Consider the following 19,736-nt stretch of genomic DNA (forward strand, 5'->3'; position numbering starts at 1 on the left):
GTAAAAACTTGGAACATTCAGAAGAAAAAAGATTCGCTTTTTCGAGCCGGACGATTAGGTTAAGTTCTTCTTTATTGGTTTTGTAAAGATGTGATCGTTTTTCTCTATAAGTTTTTTACATATTACAGACACTGATGTAATACGAAATTATTTGGAAAATAAATAGTAGGATGAGATTCTTTATTTTAAGGAGAGATAAGAAATGAAAAGAGGTTTAAGTATTTTTTTACTTTGGTTGATGTTATTCTACACGATGTCTAGTAGCATAATGCCATCTTATGCTATAACACCAGATGATCAACCTAGTGTTATTAAGGATGTAAGCTTAATTGATGAAGAAGGTAATATCGTAAACTACGATACTCCCAAAACAGATTCAAAGGTATATATACAGGTTCAATGGTCTGTTTCGGGTAAAGATGTTAATGAAGGTGATACAGAAAAATTCACCTTACCAAATGAAGTCGATATTTTAGAAGTGCAAAATGGAGTTTTACTTGAGGATAAACTAAATGAGGAAGTTGGATCATTTGAAGCTTTAATGGATGATACAGTTGTATTGACGTTTAACCAGCGTATTGAAGAACTGGAAGAGGCAACAGGTACTTTCTCTTTTGAAGTTAACCTTTCACTTGAGGAAAAAAAAGGGAGTGTAGAAGAAGAAGTAGTTATTGAAGGTGAAACGGATACATATGAGAAAGATAACATTACTTTTTTATCTACAACAGGGGAACAACCATATCCAGAAAATCTCCTAATAGAAGTCTCGTTAAAGGAAATACTGGAAGATGGCAACACGAGAGATCTCGAACCAAATGAAGAAATAATTGTTCAAAGTCCTTATAATGATTTTAATTTAAAGTTAAATTATCGATTTGAATTACCAAATAACCACACATATAGAGATGGCTCTATTTATACAATAGAAGTGCCAAAGCATTTTACTATTCCAGTAGTTATAGACCCTGAACCTTTAGTCAGGGGGGATGGACAGGTTTTCGGAAGTTTTATTACAGAAGGAAATAAAATCTTGATTACGTTTAATGAAAACGTCCAATATGAATCAAATATAATTGGCTACATATCTCTTTCATCATCATTTGATAAGAACTATGATGGTCCCGCGTTAGGTGAGCCTATTTCGATACCATTAAGTAATGGAGAAACTACAGAATTCCCGGTTCGTTTTGTCCCAGATGGTTCGGCGATTGAGAAGAACGGAGTACCAAACAAGGTTTACAATACGGATACAATTGAATGGACAATTGATATTAATAAGAACTTACAAGTACTAGAAGATGTAGTTTTAGATGATGTGTTAACGGAAGGTGATCACCAATATATAGAGGGTTCAATGCGTTTTTATCAGTTAGTCATGAATGCAAATGGCACAGTGGTGGATGTCATTGAATTAACGGAATATGAAAATACCACATTTCCTATCGAGTTTGACAAGATTGAGCAAGCATATCGAATTGTTTATGAAACTGAGATTCTAGATAACGTTGGTGAAAGATATAGAAATGTGGCAACATTAAATGGGACTAATATGTCACAGGTTGAAGCTTCTGCATCAGTATCAGTTTCACGTGGTAAACCATTAGAAAAAGGTGCTGTTGCATATAATAATGTAACACAAACAATTACTTGGACAATTAAATATAATTATGATGAAAAAGTAATTCCAGTTCAGAGTGCAAAATTGACCGATAAATTAGGTAATAATCAAGTATTAGTAGGAAATAGCTTTGTGGTAGAAGAGGTTGACATTGACTCAGATGATGGGAGTGTAATCGGAACAACGATTATACCAGAAGACGCATATGTGATTCATCAAACTCCTGATGGATTTGAGTTCACATTCGAAGAAGGAATTGATCGGGCATATAACATAACTTATGAGACAACTGTAGATGAACGTGTTCTTGATAATGTCTTGATTGAGAATACCGTAGAAGATGATTACAATAATTCAACTACTGGTCAACAGACAATACATCAAGGTGTCTTTATTAAATCACACACTGGTAATACAAATTACAAAACTAAAGAGACAAACTGGCAAATTTTAATTAATCGAGATGAACAACCCATGAACAATATGGTTGTTATAGATACTTTACCAAATGGATTCACTCCAAAAAATATTCAATTAACCCATGATGGTAATACATGGGATGAAGGTGAAGAATATATTTTTGAATATGATAATGGAGTGATGCGTTTTGAAATGATGGAACCAGTTACGAAACGTGTATACATTAGGTATACTACTGAAATTAACTTTGATGATGTTGATCCAAGTTTAACAACCTACAGAAATAATGCAACTCTTGAGTGGGAACCAGAAGGGGAAACAGAAACTTACACGAAATCTGCATCAGCAACATTTGATCCAGATAATTATACTAAGAACAATGGTTTTAAACATGGTAGTTATAATGCCCTCACTAAAGAAATCACATGGCAAATTGGACTTAACTACAATAATCAATCCCTAAGTAATGTCGTGCTAGAAGATATTATTCAAGGTAATCAAAATTTTGATATTAGTAATTTACGTGTGTATGAAATGATTTTAACTGGAGAAGTGGATGGCTATGACGTAGGTAATGAAGTGACATCAGATTTTATCATAAATAACGTAACAAGTTCGAACGATGAACCTGGATTCGAAGTAGAGTTTGGAAGTATAAATTCTGGGTACTTGATCGAATACACTACGGACCTAAATGGTGAACAAATTGAAGCAACGTATAACAATGATGTCAATATATCAAGTGATAATTCCGATGATATTCATTTACCAGCCTCTGTTAGTATTAGTTATGGTGGGGAATACACAAATAAACAGGCACAGCAAAACGCATTTAATCCCCGAGTTGTTAACTGGGTGGTTCGAATAAATTATTCTCAGTCTGAAGTAAATCAATTATCATTAACGGATACCCCAAGTATTAACCAGACTGTTCTTACGGACACAATAAAAATATTTGGTACAACGGTAACTGAAAATAGTATTACTAAAAACTCCACTGACTTACTTGTTGAAGGGGAGGATTATACTTTAACAATGGTAGAAGACAGTGAAGGGCAAGAATCATTTACGATAGACTTTCTAGAGGAAACCATTAATCGAGCTTATATATTAGAATATGATACTTATATTCTATATGCTGGGGATGGAACTATCTCCAATACACTTCACTTTGATGCAGTTGAAATTGTTGACAACGAAGAGGATGGTAGTTTTAACACCAATATCAATTTTTCACAAATTAGTGGTGGAATTGAAGGTGAAGTTGGGAGTCTAGAAGTTGTAAAAGTTGACTATGACGACGATGAAAATACACTTTCAGGGGCCGTTTTTGAATTATATGACGAATCAGGTGCCGTGTTACTGAAATCAGGTATAACAAATGAAGATGGTAAGGTTAAATTTAATAATTTACTCTATGCTAACTATCAACTAAAAGAGGCAGAAGCACCAGATGGTTATGTTGTAGGGATTCAAGACCAACAAACTGTCACTATTAATGAAGCTGTAGAAACAGTGACGATAGCCAATAAAGAAATAAAACGCCATGTGCAACTAACGAAGGTGGATGGTTATGATAATTCGCCACTTGAAGGCGTAATTTTTGAATTAAGAAGAGCGGATGGTACCATCGTTGACCACCTGAATGAATCAGATTTAACAACAGATGAAAACGGTCAAATCTATATTGAAGACCTTGAGCCGAATAATTATTATTTTGTGGAACTACAACCAAAAGTTCACTATCAAGAGAATGAGAGAGAGTATTCATTTACAATAGAGCCTTTACAAACTGATATTGATCAACTGACCATTGAAAATGAGTTAATACCTGGAACGGTGACAATTACTAAGGTGGATAAAGATCGACCAGAGGATGGATTATCAGATGCAATTTTTGAGATTAGTGATGAAAATAATCGAGTAGTTGATACGGTGACTACTGGTGTAGATGGAATTGGAGTATCGCATGATTTACGTCCTGGAGAGTATACTCTTAAAGAGGTTGCTGCACCATTTGGTTTTAATCGTTCTGAAGAGGCAGAAGCTGGGATCGTCTTTACGATTGAAAAAAGTCAAGAGACTTCACTTAAAATAGATACAATTACTAATGAAGTAAAAACAGCAGATCTAGAAATAATTAAACGTGGTGAAATAAGTGAAAGGTTACTTCCTGGAGCGTTGTTCGAGCTAGAATATGTATCCGGTGATTATGCACATCTTGATTTCATTGTCCAAACAGGAACAACTGGAGTAGATGGTAGAGTACAATTTGAAAATCTAAAACCAGGAACATATGAACTAAGAGAGCTTGAAGCACCACCTGGGCATATTAAAAGTGATCCACTAGAAATCGAATTGACATTAGCACATGTTAATAACAATCAGGTAGTACAGCGTGAAGTTAGAAACTCTCCCTTTGCTGAGGTGCGATTGACTAAAGAAGATGCTGATACAGGATATCTCTTAGAAGGCGCTATTTTTGATGTTATTACAATGGAAGGCGTAGAAGTCGAAGGGTTTACAGGATTTACTACGAATAGTGATGGAGAAATCCGTATCGGAGGGTTACCGGTCGGAGATTATCAATTAAAGGAAACAAATGCACCATATGGTTATAACATTATAGATGATGGTATAACAGAACCATTCACTATTAGCGAAACAACTGAGACAGAAATTATTACTATTGAACCAGTAGAAAACGAGATTATTCGCGGAGATGTTACGCTCATTAAACGTGATGGAGATACAGAAATACCATTAGCTGACGTTACCTTTACATTACGTGGAGAGGATCTACTACATGATGGGGAATATGGTGAGACAACTCATACAACGAATGAAAATGGAGAAATACATGTAGAAAACTTACGACCTGGAAAGTATATGTTCGAAGAAGTTGCTCCACTTGATGGGTATCAAGGACAATGGGCCGTTCATTTAGGTAGTTTTGAGATTGAACTAAACCCAACCGAAACTGTGGAAGTAGAAATAGAGAATTATCAATTAGTAGACTTTGAAATTGTGAAATATTGGAATGACACAGATGAAGAAACACGTCCAGATGAAGTGACCATACGTGTTTTACAAAATGGTAGGTTCCTCTTTGAAGAAACTATGACTAAATCAAACAACTGGAATATTGAGATTACAGGTTTAGATGCTGTTGATGAAAATGGGGAGAAATACACGTATACAATTGAAGAACCACCAGTTGATGGATACATTCTGGAAAGTTTAACAGGGAACAGCAATGATGGGTTTATCATTCGAAATGTTCAAGCAATGGATTTAACTGCATCAAAAATTTGGAAAGATGAACCGGGAACTGCTCAACGGGCTACAGTTTCTGTGGACCTTTACCGAAATGGTGTATTACACCGAAGTGGTGAAATAAGAGAGAGTTCTGACTGGAAGTTTGTATTTACTGATTTACCAATATTTGATGAGGCAGGGAATCATTATTACTATACGATTGGAGAAAGATCAGTTCCAGGATACGATATGGAAGAAATAATCCCCACCGATTCGGGGTTTGAGATTACCAATGTAAGAGCTGGAGAAACAGTAGTAAGTGGAGAAAAGATTTGGTTAGATGATGATTCAGAAGACCGTCCAGAATTCATTACAGTTCACCTATTACGAAATGGAGGTCCAATCCCAATCGATGAGCAAGAAGTGACAGCGGATACTGATTGGGCGTTTAGTTTTGAAGGTTTGGACGAATTTGATGATCAAGGGGTACCGTATTCGTACACAGTAGAAGAAGATCCTGTAGAAGGATATGAAACAACGATAAATGGATATACGATTACGAATCTACGAGTGGGAGAAATAGACGTAAGGGGTGAAAAGATTTGGTTAGATGATGATTCAGAAGATCGCCCAGAATCCATAACAGTTCATCTATTCCAAAATGGGGACCATATCGATGAGCAAGAAGTGACAGGTGATGCTAATTGGGAATTTTCATTCTCGAATTTAGCAGAATTTGATAATCAAGGTAAAGCGTATACCTACAGAGTAGAAGAATATCCTGTAGATGGATATGCTACAACAATAGATGGCTATACGATTACGAATCTACGAGTGGGAGAAATAGACGTAAGGGGAGAAAAGATTTGGTTAGATGATGATTCAGAGGTCCGCCCAGAATCCATTACAGTTCATCTGTTGCAAAATGGGGACCATATCGATGAGCAAGAAGTGACAGGTGATGCTAAATGGGAATTTTCATTCTTGAATTTAGCAGAATTTGATAATCAAGGTAAAGCATATACCTACACAGTAGAAGAAGAAACAGTAGAAGGATATGAAACATCAATAGACGGATATACGATTACGAATCTACGAGTGGGAGAAATAGACGTAAGGGGAGATAAGATTTGGTTAGATGATGATTCAGAAGACCGTCCAGAATCCATTACAGTTCACCTATTACAAGATGGGGAACGAATGGATGAGCAAGAAGTGAATGCTGACTCGAATTGGGAATTTACATTTGCCAATTTAGCGGAATTTGATCATCAAGGTAAAACATATATCTACTCAGTAGAAGAAGAGCTAGTAGAAGGCTATGAAACAACAATAGATGGATATGAGATTACCAATTTACGAGTAGGAACAACAGAGGTAAGGGGAGAAAAGATCTGGTTAGATGATAATTCAGAAGAGCGCCCAGCATCCATTACAGTTTACTTATTGCAAAATGGAGAACAAATCAATGAACAAGAAGTGACAGATGATGCTAATTGGCAATTTTCATTTGCTAGTTTAGTGCAATATGATGAGCAAGGTGTTGCATATACCTATACAGTAGAAGAAGAGCCGATAGATGGGTATGAAACAACAATTGATGGATATACAATTACCAATCTACGAGTTGGAGAAACAGAAGTAAGTGGTGAGAAAACTTGGTTAGATGATAACTCAGAAGATCGCCCAACAGCTATAGAAGTTTATTTACTTCAAAATGGTGAAATGGTAGAGACTCAACAAGTAACAGTTGAAGATGAGTGGAAATACCAGTTTACAAATTTAGCTGCATATGATAATTATGGAGTACTTTATAGCTATACAGTGGAAGAAGCGGAAGTTAGTGGTTATGAGCCAATTTATGACGGATTCGATATAACAAATCTTCGCGCTGGTATAACTGAAATTAGTGGAGAGAAGATTTGGTTAGATGATCATTCAAGTGATCGTCCATCACTGATCGAAGTGCATTTAATCCGTGATGGAGTATCGTATGCTACACAAAAACTAAGTGAATCTACGAATTGGCAATATAGTTTTTCAGAGCTGGAGATGTTTGATGAGCAAGGAGTAGCATATACCTATACAGTAGAAGAAGAACCTGTAGAAGGGTATGAAACATCAATAGATGGATATACGATTACGAATCTACGAGTGGGAGAAATAGGGATAAGTGGAGAAAAAACATGGTTAGATGATAACTCTGAAAAACGCCCAGATTCCATTACAGTTTATCTGTTACAGAATGGGGAACGAATGGATGAGCAAGAAGTATCAGCGAATTCAAATTGGAATTATACTTTTACAGGGTTAGACCAGTTTGATGACAAAGGAGGCTCTTACGTCTATACGGTAGAGGAAGAGCCAGTAGAAGGGTATGATACTACAATTGAAGGCTTTAACATTACAAATGTACGTGCAGGGGTTACAGTGATTGAGGGGGAAAAAATATGGAAAGGTGATACAGAATCTGCTCGACCAAATGTGATTTTTGTGGATGTGTATCAAAACGGAATATATTATGCCACGGTTGAAGTAACTTCGGCGTCACATTGGGAATATCGTTTGAGTGACTTACCTAAATATGATGAAGAAGGTGTATTATACGAATATACAGTTGAAGAGAAGGTAGTGGAGGGATATGAGTCCACAGTAGATGGTTATATAATAACCAATACAATGATCAAACAATTGGATGAAGGTAAGGCCCACGATAAGGATTCATTACCTGATACTGCAACGAATTTATATACTAAGTTGTTAATTGGAGTCGTGATTTTAGTAACGGGAATACTTGTACTTCGTTTAAAACGAAGACGAAGAAAAGTGTTAGATAACTAAATGCTAATAGTGGACTGAAAGAAGAGGCTGGGACATAACTAAAGTGTTTAATTGAAAATCCGAACAATACAAACGATAGCGAAGTATATTTCCGTAGCTAATGATTGCGTGGATTTTTCATTGATTAAAACACTTTGTCCCAGCTTCTTTCTTACCTTTAGACAAGTGTAATTTGGATACAGATTGAATAAATATGTAAACCAACCCAAGAGGTCTTGGAAAAAGATCTACCGAGGTTTCGTCTAAACCTCTGTTGAGACCTCGTTACTGTTATAAAATCCAAAATTAGAAAGTCCTTATTTGGCGGGACCGTCTGGGAATCGAACCCAGCGGAGACGTCACGCGCTTCCCTGAAGGTTTTGAAGTTATGGTTTGACCGTTATATATAGTGTCTTATAATGCTATAAAGTGCTATACAATAAGGTTTCTGTGACGTCTAGTAATTTTTAGTATCATAAAATTTTTAAAAAATGGGCACTCGCATGGCACTCTTTAGAAGTAACCCTTGTAGCATTGGGTTATTTTTTTTATCAAAATACAAAGTCTATTGAATGAGAAGTAGTTGGATATTTATGTTAAAATGTTCTTGGGAATTGTAGACTTTGTGAATTGATGCACTTAAACTCCCTCAGTTAGATTAATATATCTATTGAATACTTGCTTATTCGTAGGATTTCAAACCACTAGTAAGAACAATGACGGATAAAGTGGAGTGATTATTGAGCATAAAGGCTACATGAATGCATGCGGAAATAGAGGAGTAAATGGTAATTCCACCTTTTACCATATAATGCACGTTTCTCCACGCCGCCCCTGGAGGCTTTCCCTCCCATGTCTCAATGGGTCTAATGCCCTATCATTCCTTCGTCATGCCTATCAAAGGGGTGGAGGCCGGTTTTGCTAACGGAATGGGTCAGTGCCCTTGTGTTTAAGTATTCCAGTACTCCGTGCTTTCTTTGAGATCCTACGAATAACCCAACATTCAATAAAGTGACTTTTGCTGTTTCATATGTTCAGGTAATTCACTTATGCTGCTAAAGCCGCCAAAGGGTGTACTTTTTCTGCACAATAAGGTTCATTACGTCGAGCAATTCCAACTATCATTCTTCAAAATTTAGCAATTAGTTTCATGATAGATTTCATTTTTTTCATCTTTTTCACTTTGACATTGTGAGCATGAATCTCTTTGAACTCAGTATTGTTCATCACAAGGCATATGGTTGCTAGGTATAAAAATCCCTTAAACGAGACCTTCCTCTCTTAGAAATGACTATTTGTTCTTTCCATTTTCCAGAGCTAGCCTCGATTAAATGTAAACCCGCATGACGTAATAGAGGATTGCCATGTGCGAACTGACTTAAATAACCAGCTTCCCCTAAAATTCCACCTAACATTACGATTGTTAATCCTTTGATACTAATTTATCTGTAAAAGTAATGCTTTTAAGAGCTTCAGATACTTCTATATCTACTATTTCCAGTTGGCTTATGGCGAGAACGAATTCTTCAAGTAATTGTTTTAGGTGTAATTTATAGGCATCATGTGCTTTATCATTACCAACAGATTTTTAGCAAGTTTAACGGGTGCTTCGGCTTTTTTTATACCAGGTTGACGCTTCATCATCTTTTTCTACTCTTAACAATATCCACAGCTTCCATCGAACGTAATTCTTTTGGGGTAGGGAATAAACGAAGAGTAGCGATTGCGCCTTTACATGTAACGTTTACTACGCAGCAGATAATACCAATTTTCGTCGAATTTGTGAAAGAATGCTCTTAATGTGGAAGCTAATTTGAAAAATACTAGAATGAAACAACAGAACCAAGAACAAATAACCCGATCCTGACTACCGATAATTAAGACCAAACAAAAAAGGTCGACAAGAAATAATGTCACAAATATTCACCCTTCCTCGTCTTGAGTTATGAAATAAAAAAGGAGGTTATCTTATGGATAAAAAATGGGATGTTGTTATTATAGGTGGTGGCCTAGCTGGTTTTGTGGCAGCCAATTATTTAGCACGAAACCAGTTATCTATATTAATACTCGAAAAAAATAAAAAGGTAGGTGGAAGAGCAAGGACTGATCACATACGTCAACAGTATTTTAATTTAGGTCCACATGCTCTATATAAAAAGAGTAAAGCCAAGTCGATTCTCGAAGAATTAAATATACAACTTTCTGGAAAGTCTCCTAAGAAAGGAGGCGTTTTAGTTAAAGGTAATTTGGAATATACTGCACCTTTTACTCCTATAGGCCTGCTCAATACCAGCTTTTTAAGCTGGAAAGAACGGATTGAATGGGCTAAAGTTTTATTGAAAGTAATGTCAATTCAACCTGAAAAGTTAGCACAACAAACATACGAGCAATGGGTGCAGCAAACAACCCGTTTAGCAAATGTTCAATCATTACTCTATTTACTAGGCAGACTTTCGACGTATTGTCATTCTCCTGAAAAGGTTAGTGGGATGGTTGTGTTATTACATTTGAAGGCTGTCATGAGCGGTGTACTTTATTTAGATAAAGGTTGGCAAACAATGATAGACCAACTTCACAATAATTGCGTTATCTTTGGTGGACAGGTTCAAACACGTAAGTGTATCAAACAAATTGTTCCAATTAAACAGAACCATTTTAAATTAGTACTATCAGATGATGAGGTTATTTACGGGAAAAATGTTTTATCTACAGTAGGACCAAAAGAACTTACTCAGATGCTAGGTGAAAAGTCTCCCTTCTCCCAAATTGACTCGTTTACAAAAATGGAATCTGTAATGGGAGCTACTTATGATGTTGCTTTAACACAGCTTCCGAATCCAAAGAAATTATTCGCCATGGGAATAGTAGAGCCCATCTATTTTTCTGTACATTCAAATTATGCGCTACTCTCTGATGATGCCAAAAATATAGTTATGCATGTATTTAAGTACCACAATCCAAATGATAATATAGATACAAAAAAGGTAAAAAGCGAGCTTGAACATTTTTTAGAAAAGATACAGGCAGGGTGGAAAAACTATGAAATTACAAGTCGTTTTATTCCTCAAATTACAGTTAACCAGCGCATACCTCAAATAGGTGATGAACAAATATTACAGTGTTCTAAAAATAAAATTCCTGGATTATATATAGCAGGAGATTGGGCTTCTCCAGACTCAATTTTGTCAGAAGGAGCAGTTACTAGCGGGAAACAAGCAGCTGAGGAGATCATTAAAAAGGAAAAGAGTTGATATCGTGCAAATTAGTAATGAGGATTACCAACAATTTAAACCATTGTTGTTTTCCATAAGCTATCGTATGCTTGGCTCTATCGTGGAAGCAGAAGATATTGTACATGAAACCTTTTTAAAAGCGTATCAAATTGATGAGAAACAAATAGATAATAAGAAAGCATACCTCTGCAAAATGGTGACCAATCGATGTCTTGATGAATTAAAATCAGTACGGCGCAGACGGGAAAAATATGTGGGACCATGGAATCCTGTACCCTTATTGCTGGAGAAAACCGATGACTCCGATCCCTCCGATATTGTGTTAAAAAAAGAAGGATTGAGTATTGCCTTTTTACGTATGATGGAACATTTAGCACCAGATGAACGGGCCGTTCTCCTCTTAAAAGAGGTTTTTGACTACTCCTATTCTGAGATTGCTAATATTATAGAAAAGAAAGAAGAGAACTGCCGAAAAATTCTTAGTCGAGCTAAGCAAAAAATCTCACGCATAGAGGATGAAAGTTTAAACTATGAGAGAAATAAATACACTACTAATCTCTTTATTCAGGCATTTCAAATGCACAATACTGCTGCGCTATTAGAACTTCTAACTGAGAATGTTACTTTATATTCTGATGGTGGCGGAAAAGTCAATGCTGCTATCCGTCCAATCGTTTCTCGAGCTAATGTTATGGCCTTTCTATTTGGTATTTTCAAAAAGGTCCCCAAAGACTTTTACTTTGAAGTAAAAAATGTCAATTATCAACCAGCTATCGTAATTCATATAAATGGCAAGGTTCAAAGTATCCTCAGTTTTTATATTTCTAATGATAAAATTAATGAAATATATATAACCATGAACCCTGACAAGTTACCAATTCTCTAAAATATGGAGATAGATGGTGGAAAAATATGCTTTTGATACGTTGACAATTGCTAGGTGAAATTATAATCTACAAATCTTAACCTATGGCGATACATAATTAAAAGCATGTTCTTGGTCACAGGTAGCGGGATTTGATAGAAAAGTTTGAATGTCTCTTAAGTGATTTAATCGCTCATCACCAGAGCTTTGGGTGGAAGATGAAAAAATAATAAATAATTGCATAGAAACAAAAGAAGATAGTCATTAGCTGCGCAGCAACGATACTATCACTAGAAAACGATCTTCCACAATTGGTGGTATTGCTGAAGACCAAACCCTAATCCTTGGTAAATATAAGGAGGTTTAGGCTTTTTACTTTAAATCTTTGATATTCTTCTATTGGTAAACACGTGCAGTAAGTAATAACTTCGTGGCAACTGCTGGTAATAAACTTGGCGGAGATGGTACATTCTTGTGGCTGTAATCAGTTGGGAGCTGTAGAGAGGGAGTCTCTTCCATAGCCCCAAGAGCATTATTGGTAGAACATACCTAGCGGTCTGTTATTTGCTTCTATTGGAGAAGATACATTGGAGGAAATCGAGAATCAGGAAGATGAAGAAGGTGATATCGGTTTTATTATAAGAAATGAAATCACATTTACCCTGGCAGTGCAACTTGATTTACCTGGAACACCAGATCCAAATTTTGCAATGGGCGAAGTAGGGATAAACATTCATCCGTCTGGACCTGAATTGTACACGGAGTTCATTAACGATGCTCAAATGATTTTACGAGGGACTCATGGTCAATACAGCATTGAAAATGAAAGTGGAGAAGAATTGTTTGAAGGTGACTTTGAACCTTTTACAATGGTACCTCAATCGGAAATACGCTTCCCTGTCCCGAATCATTTAGAGCCTGGACTTTACAACGTGAATATAACCGCAAATGTAATGGATGAAGAGATAAATGCTGAAAGGACTTTTGAGATTGTTGCTGAACAAGTGAGAGAGTATGAAGAAATAAGAGAAGATGCATATCCAGTAGAGCCCCAAACAGGAATTCCAGTGTGGGTATGGATTGTGGGCGGTGTATTAGTTGCAGGTGTATTTTATTGACTAGGGGCAAGACGAAAGTAGGCTATGTCAATTACCTTATATTACCTTAAAAAAACACTTAATTTGGTAAGTTTTATCCTATATAATGGTAGCATTGGATGGAGGTGCTACCATTGTTTGCGTTATATGGAAAATCAACTAAAAAATACCTTGTTCCTTTTTCATCCACTATACTATTCATCTTTCTTTCAATTAATATTCCAACAGTAAAATCGTCAGAGACATCTGTTAACTTTACTGTTTCTAGTGGTACTTTACATATTCAGTCTTCAAAAGAGAATGTAACCTTGAGAATGAATGAGAAAACCGATGTGGTGGCTTACGGAGATGTGGGAAAATTAACTATTGTTGATGCTACAGGATCAGGTTCAGGATGGGTTTTAACCGTAAAGTCTACTCCGATTAATGAAGTAGAGCAAAACGGAAGAAGCGTAGTCGATGATTTTGAGGGTTCTTTATCATTACAGACTCAAGCGGCGAAGATCCAAAAGGGAGAAGGTTCATCAAATCCTCCTAATTGGGTAGGGAGTAAAACATACCATATTGAAGAACATTTACCAATCAAAGTTCTTTCTGCCAACCAAGGAGAGGGAATGGGTACATATAATATCGATTTTGGAGTCGATTCTTTAAAGTTTCAACTTCAACAAAATATAAGTGACGATACATATCTTGAGACTTCGCTAGTGTGGAATATCGTTAGTGGACCATAAGGAATTCCAATTAGAGAGGGGTTATCTACAAAATAAGTAGGTAGCCTTTTTATTTTCACTTTACCAGAATGTAAACTTGTATTAACACCTGTGAATTTGGAATGGAGGAGGAAATTGAAGAGGTAGAGGAACATTATATTGCCCCTCTACCAAAAACCACAATCAGGATGGACAAATTTAACTATTTCTTTCTGTAATAAATTCTTCTTGAAAAAACCACCGATAAAATAATCTGGAAGTATAGTATGTTACCCCCATTGTTAAATAACTCCAATACCACTTCCACTTTACATATTTGATAAGATTAGTGTACTTTTCAATAAGGACTTCACATAATGTAAGTGCGCCTGCATGAATATTGATGTAAAGAAATTTGAATAATTTGCTACGTTTTTCTGGGTAATACAAATTAAAAATTACGCATAAAGAAGGGTAAAGAAAATACTCAAATGAGAAACTTCCTTTGTATGCTTTTTTGAATTCTCTAACAGGATACTTAATTAACCCTTTTTCGACTACGATTAGACCAAATAACCAAGTTATAATTTGTTTATACAAAAATGATAGTGCACCATGTCTTATCTTATTTCGGGGAACATACCTAAAAAGAAGGCCTATCGCTAAAATCCAAAAGAAAATTAAAATTCTTTTATCTTTCGACATGAAAAATCCTCCTTCTTAAGTAAGGTATCCTAGAAATTTTCTTTAATACCAATGATGGAGATATTTTAAAAAAAGTGTCGTAAGTTAGGATTAGCATTGATTTAACAATAATTAAGGATAAAGTATAGTGTCAATAAAAACAGGAGAAGAAGTCATAATATGCTCAAGAAAAGAAAGAGAATCGTGGAAACGGAAAAAACAATTTGTTATTTAAGAGGGGTTATCTATCCAACAAGTAGATAGCCTTTTTAAATTCTATGTCCTAAAATGTAAACCCTCGTCAACGCTTGGAACTATTGAGATGGAGGTAGAAATTTATCAAATTTGTGTACTAAAGTGTACGAATTGTGTACGCCGATATAATAGGAAATGTTATTGTACACCTTTCGTGTACTAAAATGAAATTTAAATTTTCCAAGGAGAGAGATAATTACCTATTTATCACATAAGGAACCTGAACAGTTGTAACATCTCCACTTCTCCCAATTTGGGTGTGCTTTGAGCGTTGTTTTGCTCATTCAACGAAGTTAGATTCCCTCGTCCCTTAGGATACAATTCTGAAAAAAACGAGAATATCCTAGCATTCAAAAGGATTTAATAGGAAAAGTTCAGTAATCGTGTGTATTCGTATGTCATTACGATATTCTAGCCCCCATCATTGATGAATAAGGACACTTGTTAGGGATGTGAAAACAGACCGTTACAAGTGGTTTGGAGGTTATGACCATCTTAGGGGAAAAGTGTTCCAAAATTTGGGTGTTTATTGTTATATAAAAAGTGCTGATCGGGAATTTGAAGTGTGAATGGGATGAAGTCTGTAGCATATATTTGTAAGTGATTTTAGGGTTGGATAGATAAAAGTAACTAACGATTACAGACGTCAAAACGCTTTTCAAACATAAGAGATTAACCTGAAAAAAACGCTATAACTTTTCCTTGAAAATAGGCAGAAAGACATTCTAAGATTAAGATAAGGATAGCAACAAACCTCCATGACGTTACTTTGAAAAGATGTTATGGGTCGTTATGACCCCATTAAAAACGTAGGAGGGTACTATCCATGGAAGAAACTATCAAATGTAATACCTGTCACCAAGAGAAGTCACGTTCAGAATTTAGACGTGTAAAGTCACCAGAAATGTGTCTTGCTTGCATCCAAAAAAGGAAAGATGCTCGGCGGAACATGGAAAAGAAAAAACAGCATCAGAACAGGTCGGACGAACATGGTGTCCGAAATACAATCTATCTAGCACCAAGACAACAAGCAATCTTGAATGTGCTTTCAATTAGTAATACGAGGAGTGGTGTTGTCCAAAGTGCTCTCGAATTGTTGTTTGAGAATCAACCGGGCCACGTAAAAGAGTTTTTTAGACATCATCAAGAAGAGATTAAGTTAGAAATGAGTGAAGGTCAGGCAAATGTTGAAAGTGAAGAAGTATGAGAGACCTGAATAAAGTGTTCCCAATGATACTCATCTGCAGTATGCAGTGAGTGTCAAGGGATTATGTTGTATTGTAATAGATGAAATTTTATTGTTTGAGAAAAGTTAATTTGTGGTCTGATTATTCAGAAAAAAGGAGATATTGAAGTGAAAAAACCAACTGTGCAAGTGATTGACTTGAGAAAAGTGGATCTTAATTGGGAATCGGGAATTAGAAATGAACATTTACCAAAGACGCTCTTGTCTAAGGCTCCCAAAGATGCAATGGAATTACGGCAAATGCTGGCTGTAAGTTCAAGCGGAGGAATGAAAATGGTGGATCAACTTAAAGCAAACAGATGAAAATCATTGTTTTTTGTAATACAATGCACAAACATTTTTTATACTAAAGCGATTTGCCACAGTGGGCGATATGTTAGATGAAAGTAAAGAAGCAGAATATCTTGGCTGTGGGTGAGAAAGAGAGGTATTTATGTGTAGTAATTTTCTAGGTTTAATAAAATACGGGTACTTGCCTATAGAGGGTTAACAGTTATTACCATAAAATAAGTTGTGTTTTTCCCTCTATTCTGATTGAAAGAATGATTTACAGGTTTTAAAATAAATAAGAGTGTTTGTTCTTTATCTATTCATGTCATACCCCAAAACAACATCCTTTGTGTATCCTTCAAGCAATATAACCGATCATTTTACATGATTCGATTATTAGTCCATTTCTATGTATTCTCGTTACTGCCTGTTTCACTGGTAGCGTTTTTTTAATAAAAAGTCCTGTTACATAGGACGATCCTTAAGCAATGGTGAAATAAAGACCTCCGAAGATAAGTGTTCCCTTTTAATTATGGGCAATAGCCCTTTTTTTAAAAGGAGGTACTCATCATTGTTAAAACAACAAGATCATATCCTACAGCAAATAAACACACTCATCATAGGTGAAAGACATAAGTTCATTGAACAAACAGGTCGAGGAACATCGGCATCATATATCACTATACCTTCAACATTACATGATCAAGCAGTAAGACAGCATATTGAGGGTGATAGGACCATAGGATGCTTTTACTGTGGAAAGGGAAGCAAATTTCTTTGCTTTGATATTGATGATAAAGAACCAATTAAGACGTTAGGGATCATCAGCACTCTAAAGCGTATAGGGTTTCCAAAGGAGCATATACACGTGGAGGATAGTGGCAATAAAGGATATCATGTATGGCTCTTCTTTGATGATACCCTTCCAATTGAAAAGTTGGTTTCATTTGGGAAATGGGTCATTAGTCAATTAGGAGAGTACCAGGATGGAGTTGAGTTATGACCAGAATCTGTGAGTGGCAAGGCGGTGAAACTCCCACTTGGTATTCATAAGAAAACAGGAAAGCGTACAAAGTTCATTACGCACCAGTTGAAAAAAATGAAAAGGTCTTACCACTATTTTCTAACCATTCAACCGATGAATAAAGAAGATTTTAACCATATCATGGATGAAGCAATGACTCTATTGGATGTCAGGACACTTGAAAAAAGGACCCCTGAAAACCTCGAAAAACGCCTCATAGAATCAAAAAAAGAGTTTAGTGATATTAAACCTCCCAATAGCCAATCAAGTTCACTCCGCCAAAAAGCAGAAAGGTTGCTGCATGAAGGAATACGAGAGGAAGACTTAGCGAAAGGGACAGGTCGTCATGCCCTCCAATTTTTTGTGATATTGTATTTCAAGGAAGAAGGATATTCTGAAGGTGAAGCCTATGAAAGAACGCTACAATGGGCTTTTCGCGAAAAAAACAAAGGCATGGTTGAAAGTGATGACATGAAAATACGGAGAGACATAAAGAAAAACGTCCGTCAAATATATAAAAACGATATAGGTATGTTTGATAGTCAAGGAAGAGAATTTGAACTATATAAAAATGACTTGATTGTGGCAGGAAGTTTCAAGAGAAGAACAACTAGAAAAGTCGTGCTGGCGATCTTATTGATAGGTCGCATTTTTCATTGTTTAGGAAATTATAAATTCTCGAACTGTGGATAAGTTTTAGTTTAAAATATTGTTATGGGAGGTGAAGTCATGGTAAAGCACGGTAGCGGAGTGATAAAAAAGATACTTAAGGATCACTTCGATGGTTTTTGGAGACTTCATCATGATCGCTTCCCTAAAGAGTATCAAGGTGATGTTCAGGAGGCCGTTGAAAAAGCAATAAAGTGTGGCACAACTGACATTGGTTTTGCGAAATATGAATGTTTAGGATGTGAAGGAGAACCTAAACCAGTCTTCGTAGGTTTTACGTGCAAAAGTCGATTCTGTCATAGATGTGGTAAAAAATATACCGATGATTGGTCAGATAAACAAGAAGAAATGATTTTTGATGTTCCACATCGTCATATGGTGTTTACGATTCCGAAGGAGATAAGATCAGTATTTTTTTTAGATCGTAAAAAGTTAAATGAATTGAGTAAACAAGTGGCAGAAGTCTTTCATTTTTACTATCAAAGAAAAAGTAAGAAACGCGACTTAAAAGTGGGTATTATAACCGTCATTCATACATTTGGACGAGATTTAAAATGGAATCCTCATATACATGCCTTAGTAACAGAAGGCGCTCTTGATAAAAATAAAGAATGGGTTCCGAGTGAATTCATCCCTTATGAGTACCTAAGAAAAATCATGGCAAAAGGTAGTAATGGATGCAATAAAAGAGTGGTTCCCAACTAATCCTAAGGTCCATACACTAGTAAATGATTTATATAAACGCTATCCTAAAGGGTTTTATGTTAACGCAGAAAAGAAAATGAAAAATGCAAAAGGCGCGGCTAAGTATATAGGTAGATACCTTGCTAGACCAGCAATTGCAGAGTATAGAATTGAATCTTATGATGGAGAAACGATTCGATTTTGGTATGAAGATCATCAAACTGGTAAGAAGGTAAATGTGGCATGGCCTATTTTTCGATTTCTTTTTGAGTTACTACAACATATTCCTCCCAAGCATTTTCGAATGGTTGGGCGTTTTGGGTTGTATAGCAGAAAATCACATAAGAAAACGAATCAAATCCTATCACTTTATGCTTATGTAAGAACTCGTCAGCTCTCTTTGTTGGTAGAAAAGAAGAAAAGAAAGAAAACCTATCGCCAAAGAATGATTGATGCGTTTGAAAGAGATCCTTTTATATGTCCTCATTGCCATCGCGAGATGGATTTAACAGAAATTTGGCATGCGGATCATGGATTTATTTTTCATTATATGCAAGGGGTGAAGTGTATTAAATTTAGGAGGGAAGAAGATGTCATCAAAAAAAGAGCAGGATAATACGATAAATGACCCTTTTTTGAGATGGCTTGAAGAAGGGGAAGACCCGTTTGGATTACATGAAGATCAAGAAGATGATGTGATTATTTTTAAGTGTTTAGATTGTAAAAAGACAGATGAAGTACCTGATTTTGTAGTAGGTGATTTCTCTGTTGATTTAAAAGAAGGAGAGAAAGTTGAAATTGAATGTCCTTATTGTAGTGGAACTATGCATGAAGCGAGTGACGTCCCAAGTAAATAGTACTTAACTTGGGACGTGCGAAAGTCGCGTTAGCGATTTTGTTC

13 protein-coding genes and 1 pseudogene are annotated in these 19,736 nt (G+C 35.9%); 12 read left to right on the plus strand and 2 right to left on the minus strand.

Features of this window, described 5'->3' with window-relative positions; genetic code table 11:
• The first annotated feature begins 202 nt into the window (after positions 1-202).
• On the plus strand, positions 203-8,137 hold the full coding sequence (locus tag KS419_RS06415) for a Cna B-type domain-containing protein (RefSeq protein WP_217065240.1): 7,935 nt from the start codon (positions 203-205) through the stop codon (positions 8,135-8,137).
• A gap of 1,026 nt (positions 8,138-9,163) precedes the next feature.
• Here the strand turns inward: KS419_RS06415 and KS419_RS25615 are convergent.
• Positions 9,164-9,861 (minus strand): annotated as a pseudogene (locus KS419_RS25615) (transposase); the annotation flags it as partial.
• Positions 9,862-10,086: 225 nt separating this feature from the next.
• Between KS419_RS25615 and KS419_RS06425 the strand changes: the two are divergent.
• The 4 genes from KS419_RS06425 (at position 10,087) to KS419_RS06440 (ending at position 14,045) form a co-directional block, all read left to right on the plus strand.
• A complete protein-coding gene (locus KS419_RS06425) occupies positions 10,087-11,367 on the plus strand; it encodes a phytoene desaturase family protein (protein ID WP_217065241.1) in 1,281 nt (426 codons plus the stop codon).
• Positions 11,368-11,371: 4 nt separating this feature from the next.
• On the plus strand, positions 11,372-12,235 hold the full coding sequence (locus KS419_RS06430; RefSeq protein ID WP_217065242.1) for an RNA polymerase sigma-70 factor: 864 nt from the start codon (positions 11,372-11,374) through the stop codon (positions 12,233-12,235).
• A gap of 566 nt (positions 12,236-12,801) precedes the next feature.
• Positions 12,802-13,332, plus strand: a complete 531-nt coding sequence (locus tag KS419_RS06435; protein ID WP_217065243.1) for a WxL protein host-binding domain-containing protein — start codon at positions 12,802-12,804, stop codon at positions 13,330-13,332.
• Positions 13,333-13,445: 113 nt separating this feature from the next.
• On the plus strand, positions 13,446-14,045 hold the full coding sequence (locus KS419_RS06440; protein ID WP_217065244.1) for a WxL domain-containing protein: 600 nt from the start codon (positions 13,446-13,448) through the stop codon (positions 14,043-14,045).
• Between the two features lie 177 nt (positions 14,046-14,222).
• On the opposite strand, the gene KS419_RS06445 is transcribed toward KS419_RS06440, so the two are convergent.
• Complete coding sequence (locus tag KS419_RS06445; protein ID WP_217065245.1) at positions 14,223-14,708, minus strand: CBO0543 family protein; 486 nt, start codon at positions 14,706-14,708, stop codon at positions 14,223-14,225.
• Positions 14,709-15,768: 1,060 nt separating this feature from the next.
• Between KS419_RS06445 and KS419_RS06450 the strand changes: the two genes are divergently transcribed.
• From KS419_RS06450 to KS419_RS06480, 7 genes are all read left to right on the plus strand, one after another.
• A complete protein-coding gene (locus KS419_RS06450) occupies positions 15,769-16,149 on the plus strand; it encodes a hypothetical protein (protein WP_217065246.1) in 381 nt (126 codons plus the stop codon).
• Between the two features lie 147 nt (positions 16,150-16,296).
• Positions 16,297-16,491, plus strand: a complete 195-nt coding sequence (locus KS419_RS06455) for a hypothetical protein (protein ID WP_217065247.1) — start codon at positions 16,297-16,299, stop codon at positions 16,489-16,491.
• 538 nt (positions 16,492-17,029) lie between these two features.
• The gene (locus tag KS419_RS06460; RefSeq protein ID WP_217065248.1) at positions 17,030-17,461 is read left to right on the plus strand and encodes a TOTE conflict system archaeo-eukaryotic primase domain-containing protein; all 432 of its coding nucleotides are present in this window, start codon (positions 17,030-17,032) and stop codon (positions 17,459-17,461) included.
• Positions 17,462-17,485: 24 nt separating this feature from the next.
• The gene (locus tag KS419_RS06465; RefSeq protein WP_217065249.1) at positions 17,486-18,175 is read left to right on the plus strand and encodes a hypothetical protein; all 690 of its coding nucleotides are present in this window, start codon (positions 17,486-17,488) and stop codon (positions 18,173-18,175) included.
• A gap of 36 nt (positions 18,176-18,211) precedes the next feature.
• Positions 18,212-18,856 carry an IS91 family transposase gene (locus tag KS419_RS25150; protein ID WP_217065250.1) on the plus strand — a complete coding sequence of 215 codons (645 nt, stop codon included), beginning with the start codon at positions 18,212-18,214 and terminating at the stop codon, positions 18,854-18,856.
• Positions 18,825-19,451 (plus strand): transposase, encoded by a 627-nt coding sequence (locus KS419_RS25155; RefSeq protein ID WP_217065251.1) that lies wholly within the window; start codon positions 18,825-18,827, stop codon positions 19,449-19,451. The genes KS419_RS25150 and KS419_RS25155 overlap by 32 nt, the downstream gene beginning before the upstream one ends.
• Entirely contained in the window at positions 19,426-19,692 is a 267-nt protein-coding gene (locus KS419_RS06480; RefSeq protein ID WP_217065252.1) for a hypothetical protein, read from the plus strand. Before KS419_RS25155 ends, KS419_RS06480 begins: the two co-directional genes overlap by 26 nt.
• Positions 19,693-19,736 lie beyond the last annotated feature (44 nt).

Origin of the sequence: Evansella tamaricis, from assembly GCF_019042215.1 — a bacterium.
GTDB lineage: Bacteria > Bacillota > Bacilli > Bacillales > Salisediminibacteriaceae > Evansella > Evansella tamaricis.

Coding starts and splice junctions, on each gene's coding strand:
- KS419_RS06450 (WP_217065246.1), top strand. CDS start 15,769: ATGGAAGAAACTATCAAATGTAATACCTGTCACCAAGAGAAGTCACGT.
- KS419_RS06425 (WP_217065241.1), top strand. CDS start 10,087: ATGGATAAAAAATGGGATGTTGTTATTATAGGTGGTGGCCTAGCTGGT.
- KS419_RS06480 (WP_217065252.1), top strand. CDS start 19,426: ATGTCATCAAAAAAAGAGCAGGATAATACGATAAATGACCCTTTTTTG.
- KS419_RS25150 (WP_217065250.1), top strand. CDS start 18,212: ATGGTAAAGCACGGTAGCGGAGTGATAAAAAAGATACTTAAGGATCAC.
- KS419_RS06445 (WP_217065245.1), bottom strand. CDS start 14,708: ATGTCGAAAGATAAAAGAATTTTAATTTTCTTTTGGATTTTAGCGATA.
- KS419_RS06415 (WP_217065240.1), top strand. CDS start 203: ATGAAAAGAGGTTTAAGTATTTTTTTACTTTGGTTGATGTTATTCTAC.
- KS419_RS25155 (WP_217065251.1), top strand. CDS start 18,825: ATGGATGCAATAAAAGAGTGGTTCCCAACTAATCCTAAGGTCCATACA.